We start from the raw sequence: 26,603 nt of genomic DNA on the forward strand, positions 1-26,603 counted from the left end.
TACGTCAACTGACGCAAGCGCCCGGGGACTTCCGCGCGCAGAATTTCCTCACCACCGCACCACCGCACCGCCGCACCGTGGCAGGACACCGGGAGTAGGCCATGCCCTCAAGTTTCGACGCGGACGCCGACGCCGTCATGACCGCGACCAGCATGTTGCGTTCCTTCACGACGCACATCGAGGGCATGAAGCAGCGGTTCAGGAACGGTGTGAACGACACCATCACCTGGTACGGGACGGGCGAGGACGAGTTCGCCAAGAAGCAGGGACCGATCTACCTGGAGACGGTCGACAACACGTTCAAGACGCTGGACGCCCTCACGGAGGCCTTCCTGTCGCTCGCGAACGGCACCATGGAGAACGCCAACGTGTTCCTCAACCGCCAGAGTGACGTCCTCTCTTCCATCAAGCAGGAGAGTGACAGCCAGTCCGGGCCCCGCGGATGAGCCCTTCGCTGGACCCCGGCCTCGGCGGCTGGCCCGACTGGGCCAGAGAACTGATCATGATCCTGACGGGGGACTATCCGCCGAGCGGTCTTCCGCAGATGGCCTTCGACGCCGGCACGCACTACGACCGCCTCGCCCGCGACATCGACAAGATGATGGAGCTGGCCAGGAACGTCACCCTGAAAATCGGTGACGGGATGCCGGAGGAGGCCCGCAAGCAGTTCGAGGGGGTCGTCGACAGCCTCACCTCCGGCCGGGGAAAAAGGTACCTGGACGGCTTCCTGGAGCAATTGGGCGGCGTGCGCCTCGATCTGGAGGACAAGGGCCGCCAGCTCTACGAGATGTACTGGCAGGTCATGGCCGCCCTGATCCAGCTGCTCGCGCTGCTGGCCTGGGTGGCGTTCCTGGCCGCGTTCGGCTTCGGCAGTCTGGGAGGTCTCCAGGCGGCCATCATGAACCGCGCCCGGGTGGCCGTCCTTGCCTCGATCGCCCAGCTGTTGCAGCGCATCAAGATCCTGCCGGGCGTCTTCGAGGCGTTCGAGGAGGCGCTGCTCGCGTTCGCCGTCCAGGTCGGCAACATGGCCTTCGGCAACAAGCTCTTCAGGCGGGAGTCCCTCGACTGGGGGTCGATCGGCAAGGACGCCCTCTTCGGGTTCTTCGCCGGCGCCATCGGCGAGGTGTTCGGCAAGGTGTTCAACAAGGGCGAGGGCTTCCTGTCCAAGTTCGGCCGGGACACTCCTGACTTCGGCGGCAACAGGAACTCGTTGGACTGGGAAGGGTTCAAGAGGGAGGCCTTCGGCAACGCCAACGACTTCGTGTCCGAGGGCTTCGGCGAGAGCCTCGGCGCGGCGGCGATGAGCCTCTTCTTCGGCGGCCCCGGGTTCACCTGGGCGACGTTCCTCTCGGCCGGCGCCAGCTCCGTCGTCGAGCGCAACCTGGAGCAGGGCGCGGAGGAGGCGGCGCGCTGGCTCCGCAGCAAGTTCGTCGACCTGCCGGACACCCCGGACGGGGTGAACTCCGGCCCCGGCACCTGGCCGCCCCGAAGCGCGAACCCGGACGCGAACGCCAACCCGAACGCGAGCCGGGACCCGAACCGGGACTCGAACTCGGGCTCCGGTTCGCCCCGGAACACCGACAGGGACAACGGCAGCAACGGTGGAACGCGCCGTCCGCCCGTCCTGACGTCGGGTCCCGACCGGGACGGGACGGGCGGGGGAATCCCCGCCCGCAACGGAAGCGGCAGCTGGAACGGCAACGGAAACCCGAACACCAGCGGAAGCCCGAACACCAACGGAAACCCGAACACCAACACCAACACCGGTACTGGTTCCGACACCGGCACCGGCTCCAACGGCAACGGATCCGGCCGCCCGCCGGTCGTGGTGACCAGCACCCAGGACGTCCCTGACGTCTCCACGTACCAGCCCGGCGGCGAGACTCCCTCGCAGGCGCCCTCGATGCCCACCCCCGCTCCGGACGTCGTTCGGAGCGGCCCGGGCCAGGACACCTGGCAACTCCCCAACCAGCCGCAGCAGTTCGTCGCGGACCCGGCGGGCACTCCCGGCGCCACGACCCCGCCCAACGGCCAGCAGGGTGACCGTACGCTTCCGGCGGGCACCCCGGGATCCACCGGAACCCTGCCGAATACGAACCCCGCGGGAACGCCGCAGCCGCCACGGATGCCGGAGCCCACGGTCGAGGGGAACAACCCGGTCCGTACGCTCGGCACCGACCCGGTTCCCGCTCCCACGCCCGGTACCACGCCAGGTACGACCCCGGCGAACACGTCGGACCCGGTGACGACTGCCGGACCGCGCCCCGCGCCCGAGCCCAATGTCATCGAGCTCGGCGACCTGACCGTCGAGTTGCTGGATTCCCAGACCGCCAGCGACACCAGCAGCGATACGTCCAGTGACACCGCCAGTGACTTCAGCACACGCACCAGTACCACCGAAGCCACCGATCCCACCCCCGGTACCCCGACCACCACCCCCGGCACGCCGACCATCACCCAAGCGCCCTCCTCAGTCCAAGAGATCCCCGGCCAGCGCGACCTGAGCGTCCGTCAACAGGACGTCATGATCGGCCAGGGTGTGATCCCGCGCGCCTCCGCGCCCGGCGAGGACAGCCTCGTCCTGGCGCTCGGCGCCGGCGCCCCCGACCTCGTCACCGGAACGCCGGGCGACATCCGCGCCCGCCTGTCGGACGCCCTCGTGGCCGAGCTGGACAGGCCCGCCGGCGCCGGTTCCCGCTCGCTGTGGGATGCCGTCGACGCCCAGGCGCAGGCCGCCGTCGCCGACGACCGTACGGCGGACAGGATGCGGCTCGGGGAGACGCTGACGCGTCAGGAGGTCTACGCCCAGGAACTCCTGGCCGTGCACAACACCTGGGGCGACGACGAACGGCGCTCGCTGGCGGAGGCGATGCGCACGTACACCACCGCGTCCGACGCCACGGACGAGATCCTGCCGCTGGTGGCCGGTCAGGTCTACGGCCTTACCGTCAACGTCGTCCAGCCGAACGGCAGCACCATGGTCGTCGGCGCCCCGGACGCCCGCCCCGTGACCGTCGCACGGCTGCCCAGAGCCACCCGCAACAACAAGAAGAGGGGCAAGAACCGCGACCGGTGGCTGGGGGCGGCCAGGCCCGAGGAATCGCCCAGGCCCGCACAGCTGTCGGACGCGGACTTCCAGGCCCGCTGGGAAGAACTCCCCACGGACACCGTCGGGTTCGCACGCGCCGTCGACAAGGCCCGCTCCCTGCTCACCGAGCTCGGCCGGGTCACCGACCCGCTCAGCTCCACGCCGTACGCCCAACTCGGAGGCGACGACCGCGCCCTGCGCCGCCTGGCGGTCCTCCTCTTCGAGGACAGCGACCTCCGTCAGAACGACGCCCGTCGAGACGAGGCCCTGGCCCGGGCCCTGGACCTGCTCGACGACGACCCCGCTCCGGCCCGTCCGGAGACGGAGTCCTCCGTGGAACCCGAAGCGGTGCCCCAAGCGGCGCCCGACGCCGTGTCCACGACCGGGTCGGACCCCGACACCCTCGTGGAGGACGCGCGGGACGAGCGGGACGACGACGCCCCCGGCCCCGGCGGTCGGCTGTCGGAGCGCTCCTTCCAGCGCCGTTGGGACAAACTCAAGTCGAATTCCCCCAGGTTGGCGGCGGCAGCAGCCGCGGCACAGTCCCTGTTCGCCGAACACGGCCGGGTCACCCACCCGCTCTCGGACGCTCCGTTCTCCGACCTCGACCGCGCCGACCGCGCGGCCCGCCGGCTCACGGAGATGCTCCACAGCGACCCCGGTCTCCAGACCGACCCCACCCGTCGTGAGGAGGCCCGCGCCTGGACGCTGCAACTGCTCGAGGACCCCCTGTTCCCGGTCCCCGCGACGGACTCTTCCGGGCTCTCTGACGACGAGAGCGACACCTCTTCCATCTTCTCCTCCGTCCCCTCGGTCTCCTCCGTCTCTTCCGTCTCCTCGGACAAGGGCTGGCAGACGCTCGCCACCGAGCAGGAATCGCCGGCGTACGAGGAGCGCGACACATCGCCCACGGAGCCGGAGCCGAAGCCGGCGCCGGCGCGGGAGCCGGAGCTGCCCGCCTACTCGGAGGGCGACGCGGCGCCCTCGTACCCGGCGCGTGACACGCGCCCCGAGCGTTCTCCCGCTCTGGTTCCGACCATCTCCAAGCACCTGCGGACCGGCCGGCGACGTACGAGCCGGCTGCTCCGGTACGAATGGTTCGACGTCAAGGCCACCGACCGGCTGCGACAGGAGATCGGGCTGCGCAAGAGCACCGACATCCTCGAACTCGCCGAGACCATCGGGCGGATACCCGACGACCTGCCGCGGATCGCCGCCGACCTCGGGCTGACACCCAAGGCGCTCTTCAAGATGGCCGGCGATCTCGGCGCGGACCCCCGCCACCTGTCCATTGTGCTGGGGCCGACCCTCCGCGAGGGCGGGAACGTGGTGATGCGTGACCTGACGCGTCTGGCGCGTTGGAGCTTCGCCAACCGCGACAACCGCCCTCAGGAAGTGGCCGACGCCCGGCGCAGGGCGGGCTGGCTCCTGGCGGTCGCCGCCCACCATCAGGTGGACTGGCGAGAGCTGACGGACCCTGAGCGCGGCCTCGCCCGCTATCTGGACGAGGACCCCCTGTCCTCTCCGGTCCTGACCAGGGCGGACCACCCCGGCCTCACCAACCTGGTGAACGACTGGCGCCGCAGCCCGCGGTTCGACCCGCGCGCCGAAGCCGCCCCGGACCTCACCACCCCGCCCGCCGCCGAGGAAACAGCCCCGTCAGCGCGGGAGCAGGCGGCACAGGTCGCCAGGGTCTCCCAGCAGGCCGGGACCATCGTGAGCGACCTCCTCAAGGACCGGGGCGTCACGGTCCCCCCGGAGCAGCGCGCCACGCTCATCGACACCGCAGCGGCGCACCTCTTCCGCGACCCCGCCGACCCCGAGGGAGCCCGGACGGCCGCCGCGCGGCTCCTCGACGAGGCGGACGACGCCGCGAAGACCGCCGCACGGCGCACGGACCCGCCCTTCGACCCGGTCGCGTTCGACCAGCTCTGGGAGAGCGTCCGGGAGCAGGTTGGCGGGGAGCAGGACCTGGAAGACTCGCTGGCCGACGCGCGCGCCCTGGTGGGCCCGCTGCGCAGGCTCCCCCCGTCGTTCGACCGGGACACCGACCCGTACATCCGGCTCAAGTCCGAGGACCAGGTGGCACGCCGCGTCGCGTACCACCTCTACACCTGGCCCGGCGACACCGAGGGCGCCCGCGTCCTCGCCCAGCGTCTGGTGTCGGACCTGCCCGAGGCCGCGCCGGATCCGCTGCTGCGCGTCGGCGGTGCCAAGGGCAAGTCCAAGAAGAAGCCGAGGAGGCAGGCCACCACCACCGAGTCGGAGAACCAGGAAGCAGGCAGCTCCACCGGGGCCGGTACGACCGCCGCCGATGCCACCAGCTCCGAGGAACCGCCGCCCTACGAGGCGGGGGAGCCGTTCGACAGAGCTCGCCTGACAGCCGAGAACGCCGACGAACTCGTCGGCGACGCCTTCGATCAGTGGCGGGCGTGGAACTCCGGTACCGACCACGCCTTCTCCGAGTCGCGCGAGGACTTCCTCGCCGGTGCGGTGCCGTCCTTGCTGCTCCACGCCGACCAAATGGCCCAAAGCCACCCGGAGTTCGTTTTCGACGGAGCCGTCGTCGCGTTCCTCCTCTCCCACCAGCGGCATCCCGACAGCCCGTACACCGTGTCCCCGGAGACGCTGATCGCGCTCGCCGGGGGCCGGGAGGTCATGGTCGCCGCCGGCCGCTCCGCGGACCTCGCGAAGGCCGTCGCCGACCACCCCGGGCTCATCGCGCTGCTCGGCGTCCATCCGGATCTGCTGGACACGCTCGGAAACCCGGATCTGCAGGCCGATGTCGGGCCGTTGCTGAGCGACGGCGACGCCGTGACACGGATCCTGGGCGACCGGGACGTCCTGCGCGAGCTGGAGTCGGACCGCAACCTGCGCGGCATCGTCCTGCGTAACCACCGCGCGGTCATGGGTCTTGACGGCGACATCGAGCTGGCACGGCTCGTCATGGGGCTCGATCAGCTGTCCCTGACGGGCTACCTCGTGTCCGACGTACCGCAGTTCGCGGCCCTGATCACCGAGCTCGACGACCAAGGCCCGGACGGAAGAGCGGAGTTGTTCCGGGTTCTCGGCGCCGTCAAGGACAACCTGGACCTCCAGTACGAGATGTACGACCGCGCGGGCGGCTTCACCGACTCGAACGAGATCCACCGGCTCCTCACCGACGGGCCCCTGCTGTCCGCGTTGCGCACCCACCCGGCACAGATCAAGGCCGTGTTGAGCGTCCCCGGCATGCTGGCGGCGGCGCATCGCGACCCCGGAACGCTCGCCGTGCTCGCCGGCGATCCCGCCCTCTCGGACATCCTCCTGGACGTGCCTGAGCTGGGTGAGCGGCTGGCCGGTGACCCCGGGCTGCTGCGGACCGCGTACGCCAACCCCCGGCTGGCGGCGACGCTCTCGTACGAGCCGGACGCCCTCGCGAAGGTGCTGTCCCTGAAGGACCGCGCGGCCCTGGAGCGGGCGCTCACCTCGGCAGCCCCGGCCGCCGCACGCAACAGGACCGCTCTCCCGCCGGACGTCGTCGCGAGCCTGAAAGACCAGCCGCGACTGGCGGAGATCCTGACGGGGAACCCCGAACTGCTCACCGCGCCCCACGAATACCGGCGCCTGCTGCATCCGTCGGGCGGCAGGGACGCCCGCTCCCTGCTCGAGAACCACACGGACGCCCTGCTCGTGCCCGGCATGCTCCGGGCACTGCTCCGCCACCCGTGGGTCCAGGGGCTCAGCCATCAGTACTCCGCTCACTTCCTCGTGTTCGCGCAGGTGGTGCGGGGCCGCCCCGATTCGGCGGAGGCGTACCTCCGCAGCGGGGCCTGGATGATCCGGGCCATGATGAGCCCCCACTACTACGCCGTCGCGACCGCGACGGAGGGGTTCGCGGAGGCCGCCGGCCAGGACGGTCTGCTGCTCTCGGTGTTCAACGCGCACGAGGACCTCATGCGCCTGCTGCACGGGGCGCCGGACACCGTGGCCGCGCTGCGGGCGGGAGACGCCGCGCTCCTGGAGCTCGCCGCGCGCTTCCCGCTCGTCGTGAACGCGCTGCTCGGCACGCCCGCCGCCGCCGGGGCGGGCGGCCGGCACGGTCCCGTACTGAAGGCGCTCGCGGCCGCCGCCGCGCGGACGCCCGAGACGGTGCCGACCCCGGGGTCCACCGGGTCCACCGGTCCGACGGGACCCGCGGGGCCCACCCCCACGCGCACGGCGGGACACTGGTCGCGCCTCCTGCTCTCCGACGCACTGCTCGACGCCCTCGCCAAGGAGAAGGCCAGACCTCTCCTGGAACTCCTCGCCGCCGACGCGGAGATCTTCAACGCGGTCGTGGAGCGGCCCTCCCTCGCCCGGATCGTCCGGGAGACCCCCGAGCGCCTCACCTCGCTCGTCGGCGACCGTGCCGGCCTGCTGAGCGAGATCAAGGCCCTCGCCCGGACCATGACCGAGACCGGCCTCGACATCTCGCCGCACGACGCCGTCCGGTTGCGCACCCTCGCCCTGTCCCACGACGCCGCCCGGAACATCCTGAGCGAAGCCCATGACGAGCCCGGCCTGCGGGTCCTGGAATCCCTGCACGAGGCGTACGAGACGGTCCCGGGACTGCGGGAGGCCGTCGCGGCCGACGAAGGCCTCCTCCACCTGCTGTACGCGAACGAGGAACTGCTCCCCACCCTCCGCCACCGGAAGGAGGAGCTCCTCCGCGTCCTCGCCGACCCGTCGAAGCACGCCCAGCGCGCGCTGCACCTCAACACGGAGCTGACGAAGGCGCTGCGCACCAACGACCCGCTCCACCACGCCTTCGTCCACGACTCCTTCCTGGTCGAGGAGTTGGCACGGGACTGGGGCGCGGGGCAGCAGATCGCCCGCAACCGGAACCTCTTCCGGTTCGTGCGGATCCCGCATCTGGCAGGTGCCTTCGGCTACCGGTCGGCGGCCGACCGCTTCGTCGAGCTCAGCGAGGCCCTGACCGACGCGCTGCTGCGCGACGGCGTCCGGCTTCTCCCGCCGCTGCGGGACAACGACGCCTTCTTCGAGGAACTGCTCGAACTCCGGGGCGACGGCGCCCCGGAGCGGGTCCACCGCGTCGACGCGGTCGTGCGTGCGCTGACCGCCGACGCCGACAGCCCGATCCTGGCAGCCGTCGCGGGCACCCCGGGCCTCGCCCGTACGCTCTACGACGCGCCGATCCTGACGGCCACACTCACGGCGCACCCCCGCTCCTTCCGCCACGTCGACGAGGTACGCGGCCTGCTGTCCGACGCCGGCCTCGTGGCCGACCTGGAGCGGGCGCACACCGTGACCCAGCAGATCCTGGCCTCCCGCGACCTGCTGACCGCGGCCGCCGACGAACCGCGGCTGCCCAAGGCCATGCTGACGGTCCCCGGCTTCGCCGACCTGCTCGCCCACCACCCCGAGCTGCACCCCCTCGGCGCCATGGGCCTGGCGACCGACGTCCTCGCCGACCGGAACCTGGTGCCCGCCCTGCACGGCCTGCAGGGCCTGACCGAGGCCCTGATCGCCGTACCGACCCTCTCCGGCCAGCTGCGCAAGCCCGGGGTCCTCGCTCTGGTCCGAGGCCACCGCGTCCTCGTCCACCACGCCCATCAGCAGTCCCGGCTGTGGCGGGCCCTGGACCATCTGCCGGGGCTCGTCACCGCGATCACGGCCGATCCCGCGCTCCTGGCGAAGGCGGCCGGCCGGGCGATGCTGCTCGACAGCCTGGCCGAGGCCTCCCCGGAGCTGACCGGCGAGGACCTGCGCGCCCTCTTCGCCGACCAGGCGTTCACGACCCTCCTGAACAACCAGCCCTTGCTCGCCAAGGCTGTCTTCGGCGACCCCGAACTGCTGCGGTACGCCTTCACGCAGCCCCACTTCGAGGCCGCCGTCCTCGCCCTCGGCACCGGCAAGAAGGGCGGGCTCGGCAAGGCGGCGAAGGCCGGCGCCGCCAGGATCCGGGAGGTCGTCGACGCGTACGGCGAGAAGCTCGCCCAGTCCCGTGTTCCCGCGACCGCGTCGGACCCCCTGCCCGACGCCGGACCGGCCGCCGCCGATCCCGTACCCGCACCGGCGCCGGAACCGGTGGCCGACCGCCAACAGGACGCATCCACCGCGCAGTTGGCGGCCCTCGCCGAGGCCGCCCCGGAGGTCGCCTCCCTGCTGGCCAGGGACCAGGACCTGACCGACTGGCTCGTGGACCGTCCCGCGATCCTGACCCGACTGCCCGGCCAACCGGAACTGGCCGCCCTGCTGCTCCTCCGGCCCGACCTCGTCGAACTCCTGGCGGAGCAGCCCGAGGACGCGTCCATCCTCACCTTCGCCCACCACGCCGCGCGGGAACCCCTCAGCGGCGACCTGGACCGGGACGTGGACGCGTACCTCGGCTCCATCGACGTGGCCCTGGCGGACGGCAACCGCGCGCTCCTGCGCGACGCGGTCCGGCCGGCCTGGCGCCGGGCCGACGACGCGCGCCGCGCGGCGGTGGAGGAGCGGATCGAGCGGGTACGCGCGCGCTTCTCCGCCCTGGACCCGATCGCTCCGACGACCTGGGAGTTCAGCGGCCGGATCCGGTACGCGAACGGGATGCACGAGGGCCTGTTCGGCGGACACGAGGGGCTGCTGTCCCGGCTGGCCTCGGGAGCGAAGGACCCGCAAGAGGGCTCCGCGTACCTCAACGGCTCCCTGCACGCCCACCTGGGTCGCGGCTGGGGCGGCATCTCCTACACGTACGTCGCGAATCCCGAGGACGGCACCGTGGACCTGCTGGTCTACTCGCGGGCCACGCGGCGGGCCCATTCGGGCAATGGCTACGTCTGGGAGAGCGGGGGCGGCACGGCCATGAACGGCCCGTTCCCCGTCGAGAGCGCCGGGGACCCTCCCCAGTGGATCCGCTCCGTCCACCTGGTCAAGCTGCTAGGGACCCGGGGCGGCGTCGACATGCTGGTCGACGCCTACCGCGCCAGGCAGGGCGGGACGGGACTCCGTACCTCGCAGGCTCCGGACTCCGAGCGGACCAGCCAGGGACCTTGGGCGCCCGGGCCCGCCACGACCGCTTTGCGCGCCGACGCCGCGTGGGCCGCGCGCCGGAACGACGCCCCGAAGGTGTCCCTCAACACGGAGCGGTTCGACCCCGCGCGCACCATGGCGGAGGGGCGCAGGACCCTGATCCGGTCGCAGATCCGGCGGATCCAGGTGACCTCGGACCACTGGGTCCGCGACGTGACGCTGGACCTCCCGGTCACCGGCCTGAGCACGGCCGAGCGCGAGGTCTTCGAGCAGCGGCTCCAGGGCATCATGGACCGGGCGCTGAACGACCACGGGCGCAGGCTCCCGGACTCGGGCGACCAGCTGTACGTACGCGTCGAGTTGAAGCGCGGCGACACGGACGACGAGGCGATCACCGTCTCCTCGACCCCGGTGGGGGAGCGCCTGCCACGACCGGACCAGCTGCACCTCGACCTCGGGGACACCGACGGGTTCCTGCTCCACGAACTCCTGCACTACCTCGGTGAGTCGGACCGCTACGTCTCGGACGACGCGGTGTTCCGCTCGTCGACCGACTCGGCGGCCGTGCGGGAGGACGGGGTCATGACGGACCCCGAGAGCGGACTCGTCGTGTCGGACGACGCGCTCGCCGCCATCGAGGCGACGCACGCCTCGGGGCCCGTCCTCGTGGACCACCCGCTGGAAGGGCCCGCCCAGCCGCCGGCGACTGCTCAGGACGAGACCCACAACGTCCTGTTCACCAAGGACGTACGGATCAGCGCCGCGCAGACGAACGCGCTGCGCCCGCTGGCCCGGAGGCTCGCGACCTTCGCCCACCAGCGGGGCGGCGACGAGCGCGGGGCCGTACCGCACATCAGCATCGTCGGCTACGGCAACGGGCAGATGCTCGCCATCAGCTCGGCCGGCGCCCAGCAGAAGGGGGAGCGGCGCGCCCAGACCGCGGGTACGGTGCTGCTCCGTCTGGTGTCGGAGGAGCTCGACGCGCTGGGCGCGGAGCCGGGCTCGGCGGACCGGTTCCGGTTCACCACGAGCGGCGAGGCCACCTCCCACGGCGCGAGCGCCCTCCTCAAGCCGGAGCTGCGTACGAATGGCCGCAGCGCGGTCATCACGGTCGCCTATCCGGCGACGCCGGACCTGGAGGCGGACTCGGTCCTGGGCCTGGGCACGGACCTGGACCTGGACCTGGACCTGGACCTGGACACGGTCCCAGTCCCGGACCCGGTCTCGGACCTGGCCACCGTCTCGGCCGAGCCGGACCCGGATACGGTCACGACCGAGCCGGAGCCAGAGGCCGTCCGCCCGGAGCGCCGCGTCCCGCCCGACACCCCGCTCGTGACGGACGAGGCCGACGCCGAGCAGCACCCCCCGCTGACGGAGCTGACGGAGCCGACCGCGGCGGCCGACCCGAGCCCGCAAGGGCTGTTCCGCGCCCTGGAGGCCCGCGACGCCCTGGAACCCGGGCTGCGCGGGGACGACGGCCGCCCCGACCTGGCCGGCCTGCGCAGCTGGGTCGTCCGCGCGATGACCCAGGACGACCTGTCGCCCGAGCGCGTCGACGTGAGCGGTCCGGCCATCACGGTGAGCGAGCTGAAGGCTGCCGGGATCGGTCTGACCCCGAAGCAGAACGCCCAGGCGCTCCTCACCGCCACCGGCTCCCTCCCGCCGACCGCGCTGGAGGGCCTCCAGCTGACCCGCTACGCCGTGGCCACGGACCCGGAGTGGTCCGACTCCGTCTCCCAGGCCGCGTTCAACACGGCCTCCCGCGTCCATGGCATCCCCCTGGCGGACCTCCACCGCGACTCGGCCGAACCGGACCCCAACCCCACCGATCCCCTCACCGACCCGCTCGGGGCCGTGGGCGACCTCACGCCCGAGACGGCCTCGCACGAGCCCGTCGACGGGGTCGCCGAACAGGACGCCGCCGACGACCTGTTGGTCTTCGCGCCGCCGAGCCACCTCACCGACGCCGACTTCCGCCTCGCCACCGGGAGCGAGGGGTACGAGATCGTCGACGACGCGCTGCTCACCACCGTGCGGGACGAAGTGCTCCAGCTGCTGCCGCAAGCCCTGCGCGCACAGGCCGGGCCCGCCCTCGACCGGCGCCTGAGCGGGCTCGCGTCCGGCAACGACCTGCACGCCGCGATCAGTGACGCGCTCATCCTCCCCATCGGCCGCGGCGATGCCGCCTTCACCCTGATCCTGCGGGCCCGTCCGGCCGGCTGGACGCAGTTGACCAACCCCCGTGGCGAAGTCCTCGCCGGGGCCGACGTGTTCGACACGACCACGCGCGAACTGCGCGAGGAGGACGGGGGCAGGCAGGCCCGGGTCCACGGGATGACCGACCGGCGCGCCACCCAGTTCGCCGTCCGCACCCGGACCGGTACGGCCGAACAGGACGCCTCGATGTCCGGCGCCTCCGGCCTGAGCGGGCCCCTGAGCGGGGTCGGCGCGCTGCTGCGCGGTCCGTGGACGATGGGGAACACCGCCGAGACCACCTTCGCCGGCTCCACCGTGCTCGACCACCAGGGCGTCAAGCACTCCTCCTACCGGGCCGTGACCTTCCTGGCGGGCCTCGGCCTGGACACCGTGGTCCTGCTGCCGGGCGGCGGCCGGAAACAGTGGAACGACTTCAGGCCGAACGCGCTCTTCATCAACGTCGCGCGCGAATCCGCCCGTTCCCGGCCCCGTGGCGAGGACGGACTCGCCTACGCCACCTCGGAGTCCTGGTACGAGCAGACCGGCGCCCGGGAGGCCGACGCCGAGCTGCTGCGCACCGCACTCGCCACCGCCTCCCAGATGCGGCTCGACAGCACGGCGACCGGTCAGCAGGACTGGCAGGCCTGGGAGCCGGCCGACACCCCGGTCCCGGCGCCCCCGACCCCGGCCGCGACCGCCCCCGTACGGCTCGGCAGCCGGGCCCACTTCGAGGTGCTCCAGGGCACCGCCGGCTTCCGGTCCGCCGTGTTCCGGCTCGCCGGGGCCGAGTTCACCGACGTGGGGCACCCCAGCCACGCCGTCCTCATGGAGTTCGCCTCCTTCGACACCCTGATCGCCGGCATGCACGACGCCACCGACGGGTTCTTCCGCTCGCCGGAGTACTTCTCCGCCGACGGCGCCCGGCACGGGGTGATCAGCGTCGCGGCCCGCCACGTGAACCCGAGCGTGGTGCGCGACGACGACTTCAGCCGTACCGAGTTCGAGCGGGCGCACGTCACGACCGCCGGCCGGCAGCTCACCAAGACCGACCGGCTGCAGCTCGGCGGTTCCGCCAACTTCACCGCCGGCACCTCCCAGGCGCGGCTGACCGCCAACCTCGGTCTCACCGGCACCCGTACCGTCCGTACGAGCACGCCCGGGGAATCCGTCACCGGGATCGACACCGCCAAGCTGATGCTCCACGAACGCTCCACGGTGGTCCGGTTCGACACCGAACTGACCCTCACCGACGAGCAGGGCCGTACCGCGACCGTCCCCCTCACCTCGTACGTCCGCATGCTCGCCGCCGAAGTGCCGGACGACTGGCGTTCGGAACCCGCCCCGGAGACCGAGTCGCACGGCGCGGAGCAGCTCGCCCGCACCGCCCCCGAGCGGCACCTCGCGGTTCCGGACAGGTTCCGCGCGTACCTGCCCGGAGCGGCCTGGATCGGCGACCTCGACCCGGAAGGACCCCGGCAGATCCTGCTGCGGACCCTGGCGCTCGTCCGGTCCGAGTTCCCCGGATTCCTGCCGCCCGAGGGGACCCGCGGACCGGGCCCGCGCGCCGACGCGGACACGCTGCGGCTCCACGGCAACCTCACCAAGCTGACGGCGGCCCTCGGCGGCCAGCAACTGCGCGGCCGGCTCCCCGCCATGCTGAACATCGGCGAGTCCGTCGTCCTGACCGGGCACGACGACGAGCACCAGATCCACGTCACCGCGCTCGCCACCTACGACCAGTCGGGCGCCGAGAAGGTACGCACCCTCACGGGCGACATGGAGATCCTGAGCGCGTACGGGCACGACCTGACGACGACCTCCACCCGGGGGAGCGCCTTCAGCGCCGGGGCCGACCTCTCCCTGAACATCGCCGCTGCACAGATCGGGCCGCTCGACGGAGTCGTGCCCCGGGGCAACGCCTCCCGGGCCATGACCCGCACGCAGATCACCCAGAGCGGCGTCACGGCGCGCGCCGGTACGGGAGTTCTCGCGGAGTGGATGACCGAGTTCGAGACCCAGTTCACCGTCCAGGTCAGCGTGGAGCAGAAGCTGCCACGGCCCACCCCGGCGCCCGCCCCCACTCCGGCGGCGCCCGCCACCACCGGGACCATGCCCGGCCACTACGGGGACCCGGACGACTCCGACGCGGAACTCCCCGACCCCCAGGACGACGCCGCAGCGGAACTCCCGCTCCCCGTCACCACCGGAACCGACGCCCCGCCCCGCACTCTCAAGACAGAGCCGGTCTCCTTCACCGGCGCCTTCGTCCTGCCCGACGAACTCCTCGACGAGACGCCGACCGACGGCGAGCAGCCCGTGTCGGCGACCTCCCTGAAGTCCGAGGAAGGACCCGATGGCCGGCCCGTCCGCGTCCCGACCGGACACGCGGACAACGGCCTGGTCGGGACCCCCGACCCCGCCGGAAGCCTGCCCGTCGACACGCTGGCGTACCTGCACACGGGCCCGGCGCTCACCGCGATCGAGACCGGGCTCGCGGGCCTCGGCGTCAGCGGGCTCCACGCGGTCGACCACGCGGCCCTGCGCTCGATCCTGCACACGCTCGGCCAGCGGCTGCCGGACTTCGCCACAGGACCCCAGACCCTGTTCCTGCGCGAGGTCGGCACCCACTGGTCGGGCGCTCGGCAGATGGCGGCCGTCACCCTGCACGCCGACGTCGTGGGGCTGAGCTCCATCGGCCCCAGCACCTCCCTCGGGTACGCCCTGTACGGGCACAGCGCGCGCAGCGTCGTCACCCGGAACAGGAGCAACGCCCTCATCGGCGCCGGCGGAGGCGTGGAACTGCCCCTGGGCGTGGCCGACGACGAGACCCTGCGCGCCCGTGGCGGCTACCAGTACACAGAGGACGCACCCGAGACCTCCATCGAGGGCCTGATCGGCCGTACGGACGTCATCGACGCCTCCATCGGGGCCCAGGTGTGGAGCGACGCCCGGGTGCGTCTGCGGTTCGGCTTCTCCGTCTGGAACGAGACCGGCCTGCCCGAGCTGGTCGGCTCCGCGCTCGGCCTCAGCCGTTTCAACGAGTCGGCGTCGGACGGCGAAGTGACCGTCGACGGCGTGATGATGTTCAACGCCGCGGAGGCCGTGGCCATGAACCTCCTGCCGCGGGACCACCCCCTGGCCGCCCTGCCCGAGGTCCCCGAGGACACCGAGGACGCCGAAGACGGCGCCGAAGGGCCGGCCGAGCAACTGGTCGCGCCCGTCGCGGAGGACGGCGCCGTCGGGATCACGCTGGTCCGTGACGTTCCGGACCTGCGGGCCTTCCTCGCGGGCCAGGTCATGCCATGGATGCGGGCCAACCTCGGGCGCGAGCACGCGGCCGCCGTGGAGCGGGAGTTCTTCAAGCTGGCCTCGCGCACCGGCCTCCGCTCGTCGATCGAGGCCTTGATGGACGGGCTCACCCTGCACGTCCCCGACCGCGGCACGTTCCGTACCGCCGTCGCCGAGATCGTGCTCAAGGCGAACGTCGACCGTGGCGTGCCCCTGGGCACCACGACCGAGGTACGCCTGTGGGACCGGGCCGCGGTCGCGACCCGGCTGCTCCAGACCGCGACCGACGTCGTCTCCTCCCACAGCGCGCAGGGCGTCCTCTCCCTCGCCAGCGCCTCCTTCGCGCCCTGGGACGTCAACCAGGACGCGACAGTCACGCTCCAGGGCAGCGGTACCCGTACCAGTGGCTTCCGGCAGTCGGTGTCGACCGAGCACACCGTCCTTGGCGCGCTGCGCGGCATGGACGTGCTCCGCCTCAGCGAACACACCGTCAGGTTGGCGGTCGACATCCGCGTCCACCGCGCCGTGACGGCGGGGATTCCGGGCGCGGGCTCGTTGCTCCCCGCGACGGCCATTCGGCCGCTCGCCCCCGTCGTCGGCGGGGTCCAGACCCACCGCATCGGCCCGGCCGACCTCAACGGGCGGCTGCGGCTCGCGTTCCCGAAGGAGATCGGCGTACGGTCCGCCACCGGTACGGGAACCGGCGCCGCCCACCGGGCCCGTACCGCGCCCTGGATCACGCCGGTCGCCGAAGTCCCGGCGCGTACCGGACTTCCCCTCACCCCGGTACTGCTCAGGGACACCCACGTCTCCTCGGTCTCCGGGCTCGGGACCCTGCGGGAGGCGGCCCACGGACTGCTGCGCGGCGACCTCTCCCCTGCGGCACACTCCTGGCACGGCATGCCCATCTCCGCCACCGAGACCCTCGAAGCCGTCTTCAGCGCGGCGTCCATGCCGGGCCGCTTCCTGCCGATGACCCAGGCGGGCCTGGAGGTCGCGCTGACGATCCCGGGCGTGCTCGGCGACATGTCCGGGGTGCTCACCGTCTCCGCGGACGTCCAGAGCGTCCACGCCGTGAAGCCCGCGGAGATCACCATCTCGGGAGCGACGAGCCGGGCCTTCGTCCGGGCAGGCAAGAAGGGGTGGAGCAACCAGTACCACGGTGCCTCGGTCCGGGGAGACCTCGCTCTACGCCTCAACCAGCGGGCCGGCGGCCCGGATACGACCCCGCCGACCGGGAACGTGCACGAGGGCGTCACCGGCATCGGCACCCTCGCCACGACCTGGCTCGCGGAGACCGGAGGCGACCGCAACACCTCGGACACCGGCGAGAAGCGCAGCCGGCGCACCTACCGGCTGCTGCGGACCGGCGACGTGGCGTGGACCCTTGCCTGGCGGCCCGAGGGCGGGACGCCCGGCACCGTACGGGTCGTTGTCCCCGAAGGGGCGGTCCTCTACAGCCCCACCGCCGCGGCGCGCGCCCTGACCGAGCTCCGGCCGATCGCCCCGGCCCCGCAGCCGTACGACCTGACCCAGGGCCCGCTGCCCGACCACCTGACCCCGGCATGGACGGCCCCCGCCTCGACCCTCCCGACCTCGGGCTTGGAGACCATCGCCGAGATCGCCGAGGAGGAGGCGGGCGCGGACGGCCCGGTGGAGGCGGATGCGGAGGCGGAGGCTCCGAACGGCGAGCAGCCGCCCGCCTCGGACCAGCCACCCCTCTCGGACCAGCCCACCGTCTCGGATCAGCCCACCGCCCCGGACCAGCCACCCGCCCCGGAGCAGCCCAAGCCCTCCGAACCCCCGGTGACCACCCCCCAGATCGTGCCGCCGGCCTTCGTCCGGGGCGGTGCCGTCGGCTCCATGACCGTGGAGACCGTCCCCGTCTGGACGGAGCAGCGTGCCCGGCTGTGGGCCGCGGCGAGCGCCCACGACCTGGACGCGTCGATCCGCCCGGAGGTGGAGGAGGCCATGGTCCGGCTCCTCCTGAACCACACGCCGGAAGCCTGGTCCGCCCTCTTCCGCGACGGGATCCGGCTGGCCGTCGGGGACAAGCTCGTCTGGCTGCTCCCCACCCCCGCCGACCTCGCGGGCCCGGTGCCCGGCTCCGGGCCCGCGCCGGGCGCCCTCACCCGCTACCGCATCGCCTTCGGCTCCACCAGCCACAGCGGGGAGCGCTCGACGGAGACCACCACCGGCCTGGAGTCGATGCTCCAGTTCGGCTTCCAGCTCGCCTCCTCCTTCGCTTCGGCCGCCACCGCCGGCGTACCGCACCTCGGTCTGTCCTTCGCGCGCGGCCGGTCGCGCAACTGGGAGCAGGAGGTCATCTCCGGCCTGAAGCCCCTCACCAGGGGAACGGCCACCTTCGTCAGCTCACTTCGGATGCAGGTCTTCCTGGACGGTGTCCGGCAGGAGACCTCCGTCGTGGTGCCCCGCGGCATCGGGGTCGAGTTCCCGAAGATCTTCTCGGCGCCGCCCGTGCCCCTGCGGCTCGACAAGGTCAGTTCGCCCGCGGACATCCCGGCCGGCCAGGAGAACGCCACCGACCACACCCAGGGCACCCTGCACGCCCTCGACCTCGTCCCCGTCGTCGCCACGATCCAGTCCAGGCTGCGCGGGGCGGGACTGCGGCCCGACGCGGTGGCCACGGTGTCCGGCGAGATCCAGAAGGTGGTCAGCGAGGCGGCGGCCCTGGACCGCAGCCGCTTCTGGTTCACCAGCGGCGACCGCACCTCGCCGATCCGCCGCCAGCTCACCAGGTTCGGCGAGTTCCGGGGCCACGTCGTCATCCGGGCCGAGGTCGCCGACGCGACGCTGCGCGAGGTGACCGACGCCCTGCGCACCCGGGCCGACCTCGGCCTCGGCGCCACCCGCGGGCAGTCCCGCAGCGGTTCGAGCGGGGCCTCCATCGCCTTCGGCAACTCCGTGCTCGGACTCACCCACCTCCCGGTCGAGGACCGGCCGCGCGGCGTCCTTCCGCTGGCCGCGCTCACCTTCGGATCCACCCGGAGCGACGGCTTCTCGACCTCCGCCAAGTCCCTGAGCCACACCGTGCTCAACACCGCGTCGCAGGAGTACGCGCGGTACGACGCGGACGTCCGGCTCACCGTCACCATCGAGTCCGACACCCACCCGGACATCGAGCCCGTGGTCCAGCAGACGTACGGCGAGATCGGTGTGCCCTGGCGGTACGGGCAGGGCGCGGCCGACTGGGAGACGCGTACCCTCGGCGCCATTCGCACCCCGGGACTCGACACCCACGCCAACCCCGACACCGAGACCGACACCGAGACCGACACCGAGACCCACCCCGACGCGGCCCCCGGGTCCGGCCCCTCGCCCGCGATCCTCGCCCTCCTGGAGGCCGCGGGCCTCCCGGCCCACTCCTCGGAGCCGCTGCCCCTCGCGGCCCGGCGGGAGCAGGCGCAGGGCCTCGGCTTCAGCACGCTCCTCGCGCTGCCGGGCTCGGAGTCCGTACTGGACGAGTTCGCCGAGACCCTGCGGACCATGGCGGGCCCGGAGCAGGTCACGGCTCCCGTCCTGCGTCGGCTCTCCGTCTTCTTCGGCACCCCCGCCCTGGAGGCCTCCCTGGCCGACCTGCTGGTCGGGCGGACGCACGTCCTGCGCCTGAACGGCAAGGAGTACCGGCTCGGTCTGCGGGCGACGCTCGGTCGGAAGCTCGGCGGTGCCGACTACGCGATGTCGGTCAACACCCGGGCCACGGCGGCCTGGGGACTCACCGGCAGCATGTCCACCGGGTGGAGCGTCTCGGGGAGTCTGGGCGCCGCGCTGCGGGTCTCCGTGGGTCCCCGGCTGCGCCTGCAACTGGGGGCGCTCCGTGGCCGCTTGCAGTCCGACGGGGAACGGGGCGACGAGCTCGTCGGCACGGTGAAGGAGACCAACCGCCACGAGACCGGCGGCCAGGTCCACCAGGGGAACTACGAGCTCCGCTGGGAGCTGGCGGTCCACCGGATGTCCTCGACGGGCACCGTCCGACAGGGCAAGGTCTGGGAGATGGCCAGGCCGGGAGGGACCTCGGCGCAGCTCCTCCTGCCGAAGGTGTTCGCACCGTCGGACCCTCTCGCGCCCGGCGCACTTGAGACGGTCGGGAAGGTCACCCCCGACCGGACGCGACCTGCGGACGCGCTGGGGGAGGTCCGCGCCGACTTCACCACCACCGGTTCTTCCGGCGTACGCCCGGCCTTCCTCGGCGTACGCGCCCTCGGCCGGCAGATCGCCGAGGTCTACCAGGGGCTGAACGCGCTGCCGGGACAGTGGCTCGCCGACTCCGCCCTGTGGCCCGAGGAGTTCCTGGAGGCGACAGGGCCCGACACCCTGGCCGCGTACTTCGGGGCGCTGACCTCCGCCGAGGGCTTCGAGGTCGCCCTGCCCGACCGCGACGGCTGGAAGCAGCGCCTGACGCTGCGCATGGACGCGTACAACACCCTTAACCAGGGGACGACTTCGGACGATGTCGAGATCGAGCAGTACAGCCAGCTGACCTCGCGCCGCGCCGTCGAGAACGGCAGGGCCGTCACCGGCGCCCTGGCGTTCCAGCTCGGCCCGCAGGGGAGTTGGGGCGGCCGGGACGAGAGCGCCGCGATGGACGACGAGGAGGACGGCGGCTCCACGGGCCAGGGGCAGCAGGGCGGTGCCACGAAGAACCGCGCGGCCGGGGTCTTCCAGGTGTCGGGCAGTGCGGTGCGCGGTACGTCGCGGAAGACGGCCGAGGGCATGATGAGCATCAGCCGCGCCACGTACGGGGGTACGAAGGACCGTCTCACCGCGGACCCGGTGTTCCACGTACGGATCGATCGCCGCAAGGGGAACCGCACGGAGTCCGGGGAACGGTGGCTGCGGGTCCAGGGCGGGCTCGAGATGCTGATGCCGTCGTACCGCGCGGCGGAGATCCTTCGGCAGCCCGCACCTGCGCCTTCAGTGGTACCGGCGCAGCCGACCCACACCTACGACGGGCAGCTGCTGCGCGTCGGTGTCGCGCATCCCGAGGTGTTCCGCGCGGACGGCGTGCTCGGCGCGATCCAGGGGCTCCTTGACGCCCACGGGGTCACCTCCCCGGGCGTGCTCGACGCCGTGCGCTCCGCGTTCTCCCCGCGCGCGTTGGGCGCGCAGGTGCCGACCCTGCTCGGCTCGGGTGTCCTGCGGGTGATCCCGAAGCCGTCGCCGTTCGGCACGACCGAGTACCTGGCCGTCAGCGTGCGCATGGAGTCCGTGGCCGCCGCCCACGAGCAGGCGGACCACGACGACGTCGAGCTGACGGGCCGCGCCCAGGGCTCCTCCGAGACGGCGGACGACGAGACGATGGGACGCTCGCTGGGAGTCGAGGCCGGGGCCAGGCTCCGGCTCGCCGCCGACGAGTCCGGCGGCGAGTCGGGCGCGAGTCACGGGCACGGCGGGTTCGAGGCGATCGGCGGCTATTCGCGCAGCCGCGGCGCCGGTACGACGAGTTCGGCGACCGAGCTCGACATCCACCGGATGACCCTCGGCGGGGCCACGGCCTTCAGCCACGACTTCACCCTGCGCGTGAGCATCAGCATGTCGAAGCAGCCCATGGAGCTCGTCTCGGCGCCGATCCGGCTCGCGACCGGTGCGTTCGGCGCGGCGATGAACATTCCCATCCTCGCCAAGGGCCTCGGCGTGCCCTTCAACCCGACCCTGGGCACCGGCCTCGGCAGGTACGCGGAATGGAACGAGTCCGCGACCGTCGAAGGCTCGATGCGCCTCCTGGTCCCGACGCGGTTCACCGTGCCGAAGCCGATATCTGCTCCGGCGCCGGACGAGGCGTCGAACCAGGCGCCTGAGCCGACTCCGCTGATCCACCGCCCCAAGGGCGACAACCCGCGCTGGGTCGACCCGGCGCTGCGGGAGGACGACAAGTCCCGTTCGCCGGAGCCCGGCAGCGACATGGCCGCCCTGCTCGCGGACCACGTTCTCCCGCTCGACATGCCCGCGGCCCACGCCGTGGAGCGGTGGGCGCGGTACGCGCCCGCGCCCGTGGGTCGGCGCCCCGACCTCCGTACGCTCGCGGCCGACGGGGACTCCGGGCCGAACCCGTTCGAGCTGACGACGATGGCCGGTCTGCGGTACGCGCACGCCACCAGCACCGAAGTGATGCGGCCGCGCCTGGAGGACCTGCTGCGCGGCGCGTACGAGGTTCCGGTGGGGAACACAGCGCAGACGGTCCGCTTCGAACTCGCCCGAGTCCGGCGGTTCGGGCCCACGGAGGGCACGAACCTCACGGCCCGGCGCTATCAGCAGTCGGACAGCTCCGCCGAGGCGTCCACCCACTCCTCCTCCGGAGTGGAGACCACCCTGGGGCCCGACGGCGGCGCCGACACGGACGGCGTACGGCTCTTCGAGCGGCTCGTCGGCTCGTACGGCAGGTCGACCGGCGACGACACCGCCGGCGGGCAGAGCCGTACCGAGGAGGTCAACGCGGTCTCCCAGTCGGTCTACGGCGGCCTTGAGGCGGACCTGACCGTCACCGTCGGGGGAGCGCTGCGCTTCGACGTCCCCGCCGGTCTGCACCTGCTGATCCGGCTCGACGCCGAGGGCCGCATGGTCGACGAGACCGTCGACGGCCTGCTGTCGGCCCTGAACGACGAGGCCGACGAGGCTGGGGAGGACGGCTCGCCCCGGCAGCCTTCCGAGAAGGCCCTCGGCAAGCGGAGGTCCACGGAGGATTCCGGCACCGAGTCGTCCGGTACGGACGAGAAGGCCGAAGTCCCCGACGGGACGGAGGAGTTCGAGGGCACGGACCAGCTGAGCCCCCTGGCCGTGGAGGCCCTCGCCCGGCTGCGCCGCGATCTGCCCGACACCTGGCAGGATCAGCTCGGCGACGCGTCGAGCCTCCTCGCCCTGCCGTGGGCGGCGACCCCGGAGGACCAGGCCGCGCAGCGCGAGGCGACGGTGCTGACCGCCGCGGCCCTGCACGACACGCTGCACGCGACGATCGCCCTCCTCGGCCACCACGGCGCCCGGCGCCGTGACGAGAGCGAGCCGCCCGCCCGTGACACCGCCCTTCTCGCCGCCCTGCACGAGGTGCTGAGCGACCTCCCCGTGGGCCAATACCCCAAGAAGGGCGGCTCGTTCTCGGGCAGCGGGCAGGCCTACGGCGACATCTTCACCCCGGGCGCCTCGGGCTCCGGCACCCGCCACTCGGAGGAGCGGGACCCCGAGGATGTGGCGCTCCGGCCCAGCGCCTTCATGAGCAGTGAGCCCGACGCCCTGAGGTCCGACCTGGGTCCGGCGGACCGTCCGGCGGAGACCCTCGCGGGCGGCGGCCAGGACCCGGATCCCGGGGACGGGGACCCGGCCCCCGAACCGCTCGCCGTAGCGGCTCCCGGGAAGCTCCCCGATGTGACCCCGACGACTTGGGTGCAGGACCAGGACGCCCTGGACCGGGATCTTCTCTTCGCCCCGCCCGAGGCCTTCACCGCCACGAATCTCAGGCAGTCCGCAGGGGCCGGCACCTTCGACCTGCCGAGCCCGGCCCTCCACACGGCCATCAGCGACGCGATCGTGGCAGCGACCCCCGAGGCCAGGCGCGACGCCGTGCGGCGGGCGCTCGAACAGCGCTTCTCGGTGGAGAACTTCATCAGCGAGCTGCCGCAGGCGATCGGCGACCGCCTCGTCCTCGGCCTGCACGTGGACGGCAGGCACTACGAGGCCGCCGTGCGCGTCCGGGTCGGCGACTGGCTGCAGGTCACCGACCCGCACGGCCGCCCCCTCTCAGGACCCGACGGGGTCCTCCTGCCCACGGTGTCCGAGAAGCGGGAGCCGCGCACCCGCCAGCTCTTCGAGTCGGGAGAGGCGGTCGCCAGCAGCCGGACCCTGGCGCACGGCGTCGCGCTGCCCGCCAGCATGCTGCTCAACCAGACGCTCGAAGCGATCCCGCACCTCGGCTCGGTCGCGGCCGTCTTCAACTCGGTGCTCGCCGGGTACAACGCGTCCTCGACGAGCACGGTCTCCTCCGGAGCCACCACCGCCCGCTACACCAAGGGCACGTACCGCGCCGTCGACTTCCTCTACGACGTCCTGTACGACGTCACCGTCCAGAGCGCCGACGGATCCACGGCACCGAGCCAGCGCCAGGCCGTCCTGGAGCAGGCGCTGGTGGGGCGGCACGACCGCCGACTGCTGCGGAGCCGGCCTCGGCCTTCGATGGAGGTCACCTACGCGACCTCCACGTGGTGGAACGACCCAGACCCGGAGCTGGAGCCGGCGTCGGAGCCCCAGGAGGTGGATCCGACGGACGAAGCACCCGCGACCGACGTCCCGGCCACACCGGACCGCCGGGACACCGGCACCGGTCTGCTCAAGACGGCCCTGCCGACCCTGGGGCTGCACCGGGAGAACGCCGGTCCGAACACCATGGCCTACCAGGAGTGGTGGCCGTTCGGCCGACCGAACGAGGAAGCAGGCGGTACGGACCCGGCCGCCACGAACCCCACCGCGACGGACCCGGCCGCCACGGACACCGACGTCCCCGCCACGAACCAGGCCGCCACCACGCCCCCGACCCCGCCCCCGCCCCCGTCGGTCGTCCCCGTGCACGTCCCCCGTACCTCGGTCGTCGAGTCCTTCGACCACACCGAAGAACTCCGCCGCGCCGTGTTCTCCGTACTACCCGGCTCGATGTCGCGGATCGGGACGCCGGAGAAGGCCGCGATCGACACGTTCACCGGTGTCCACTCGATCGCCGGCGCCCTCCACCGCGCCATGGCGGGCGGCTACTACTCCGTCCCCTTCAACACCAACGGCGGAGCAACCGAGTTCGTCGAACTGAGCACCGTCTTCCACGACGTGGAGGTGGTCACCGAGGAGAACGGCACGCCCCAGGTCGACTGGATGATCCACATCGACACCGAGGACGTGAACGTCGACAACGTCGCCCACCGCAACAGCGGCAGCGACGCCCTGTCCGCCTCCACGGCGGCGCTGTTCGGAGCGGCCTCCGGCCAGTTCGGGTCCACCATCTCCGTCCCCGCGCTCGCCGGCAGCCGCTCGGTGGGGATGTCGGACCCCGGACAGCAGGCGGGCTCCGTGACCCTGCACAAGGTCAAGCTGGAAGAGCCCACCGTCGTCCTCGCCGGACGCACCAGCACCACGGTCAGGGGCCGCGGCGGGCGGACAGTGACCGTGGAAGGCACCGCGCGGGTGCGGATCCTCCTGCAGGACGCCGAGCGGATGCAGCTGATGACCGGACGCGTCCCCCGCGCCACCGTCGACGGACCGCACGCCGGCAATGTCGAACTCCACGCCCGCAGCGCCCCCGACCGGCAGCTGCGCTTCTCCTCGACCCTGGGCACCTGGCTGCCCCAGCTGAGCCGGGTCGACTGGGTCAGCCACGACGACGCCGGGAGGCTGTACGACCGGGTGATGCGTGCCGTACGCGCGGCGGCCCCGGACATGCTGCCGCCGGAGGAGAACAACAGGGCGAACCTGCTGGTCACCCTGGCCAGGGAGGTGCGTGGGGTGAAGGCCCACGAGTACACCAACCTCATGACGATCGCCAACCTCGTGCGTCCCGAACCGCTCGCGGCGCGGCTGCACGACATCCTCAACGGCGGGATCTCCGTCATCCTGAGCAGGATGGGGCCCGGTGGCCCGCAGGAAGTGGTCCTGAACCTCTCCGGCACCCTCGACCCGGCCTCCCTCACCCACCGCAAGGGGATGATGTGGGACGGCAACAGCGAGACGTACTACGGCGGTTTCTACGAGCTCCAGGGCGACCGGTCCACGGCCTACTCCGTGGAGGGCGGCTTCGACGTACCACTGAACTACAGCACGAACCCGGACGACTTCGTCCTCCGTGGCCTGGGCGGCCGCATCGGGCCCCGGATCGGCACCAGTTGGGTGAAGAGCACCGGCGGCGGGTTCTCCGTGGGCGGTGCCTCGGGCGGCGGATCGCGGTTCATGGCCGGCTTCGAGGGCACCGTCGGCATCACCGTCAAGGTGACCCCGTCGCCGCGGCCCGCGCCGGCGCCGGCCGCCCCCACGCAGCAGCCCGCCCAGGTTCTGGACGGCGGCAACACCGTGGAGCTGACGACCTTCACGCCCACGACCGGCACGGCGGGGACACAGGAGACACCGGAGACGACGCCGGCCGCCGCGGAGGAGGGCCGCGCCGAGGACATCACCGCGCCCGTCCCGCTGGCCATGCGCCTGATGGTCGCCGACGACCTGCTGGAGGAGCGGGGGTCAGACGGGGTGTGGCGCGACTCGGTCGCCCTGCGCTCGGAGCTCCACCCCGAGACGGGGGCGCCCCGCCGGTCGGTCGGCCCGGTCCCGAAGGAGCCGCTCCACTACGTGCCCGACGAGAACGAACGGCCGCCGCTGCACACCCTGTTCATGGCGGACACCAGCCAGATGCACACCGCCGTGGACGAACTCCTCACCGATCTGGGCGTGGCCCTGAAGCCCTCGGAACAGGTCGGCCTGCACACGGCGCTCAACGCCATGGGCTCACGCGTCCAGGACTTCATCGGCGGCAGCCGCCCCTTCTGGACCCGCACCATCGGCCGGGACGGCTTCGGCATGCGGGTCCAGCTCGAGCTGAAACTCCGGACCATCGTGCGGGGCATGCGGACCAGGGGGGTCAGCCAGACCTCGTACCAGTACGACCACACGCTGACGACGGCCTCCGTGAGCGACAGCGCCACCCGCGACCTGATCCAGCTGAGCGGATCCATCGGCGCGAACGCCTCCTTCACCTCCGACCCCACGCCCCAGGACTACGGCGGCACCGCGGACGAACGGAACGCGGCGACGGACCACTCCCACACCCCGACGGCCGGATACCGCTACGGAGTGGGAGCACCGCGCACCCTGACGGTCAGCGCCGAGGGGCAGAGCGACCGGGTCGACATCGTCACCGGCCCGCAGGAGCACCTCCGCGCCCGGATGGAGTACCAGTTCGTCGCCGAGCTGACCTCCCGAAGCCCCGTACGGCTGGGGCTCGATCCGGCCGCCCCGCGCTTCTACGGCATGCGCACGGCCGACCGTACGGTCCGCGACG

The 26,603-nt window shown here is 72.6% G+C and carries 2 protein-coding genes (1 of these 2 only partly in view); both read left to right on the forward strand.

Going from position 1 to position 26,603, the window contains the following annotated elements; genetic code table 11:
* The first annotated feature begins 101 nt into the window (after positions 1 to 101).
* Entirely contained in the window at positions 102 to 446 is a 345-nt protein-coding gene (locus tag ACFWRO_RS03365) for a hypothetical protein (protein ID WP_384503847.1), read from the forward strand.
* Positions 443 to 26,603, forward strand: the 5' portion of a protein-coding gene (locus ACFWRO_RS03370; RefSeq protein ID WP_384503848.1) for a hypothetical protein. It continues 17,006 nt past the right edge of the window; only the first 26,161 of its 43,167 coding nucleotides appear in the window; the start codon lies at positions 443 to 445; its stop codon lies off the right edge, out of view. The genes ACFWRO_RS03365 and ACFWRO_RS03370 overlap by 4 nt, the downstream gene beginning before the upstream one ends.

It is taken from the genome of Streptomyces sp. NPDC058579 (genome assembly GCF_042718575.1).
GTDB lineage: Bacteria > Actinomycetota > Actinomycetes > Streptomycetales > Streptomycetaceae > Streptomyces.

Excerpts from the sequence above, each read along its gene's own strand:
- ACFWRO_RS03365 (WP_384503847.1), top strand. The coding sequence starts at position 102 with ATGCCCTCAAGTTTCGACGCGGACGCCGACGCCGTCATGACCGCGACC.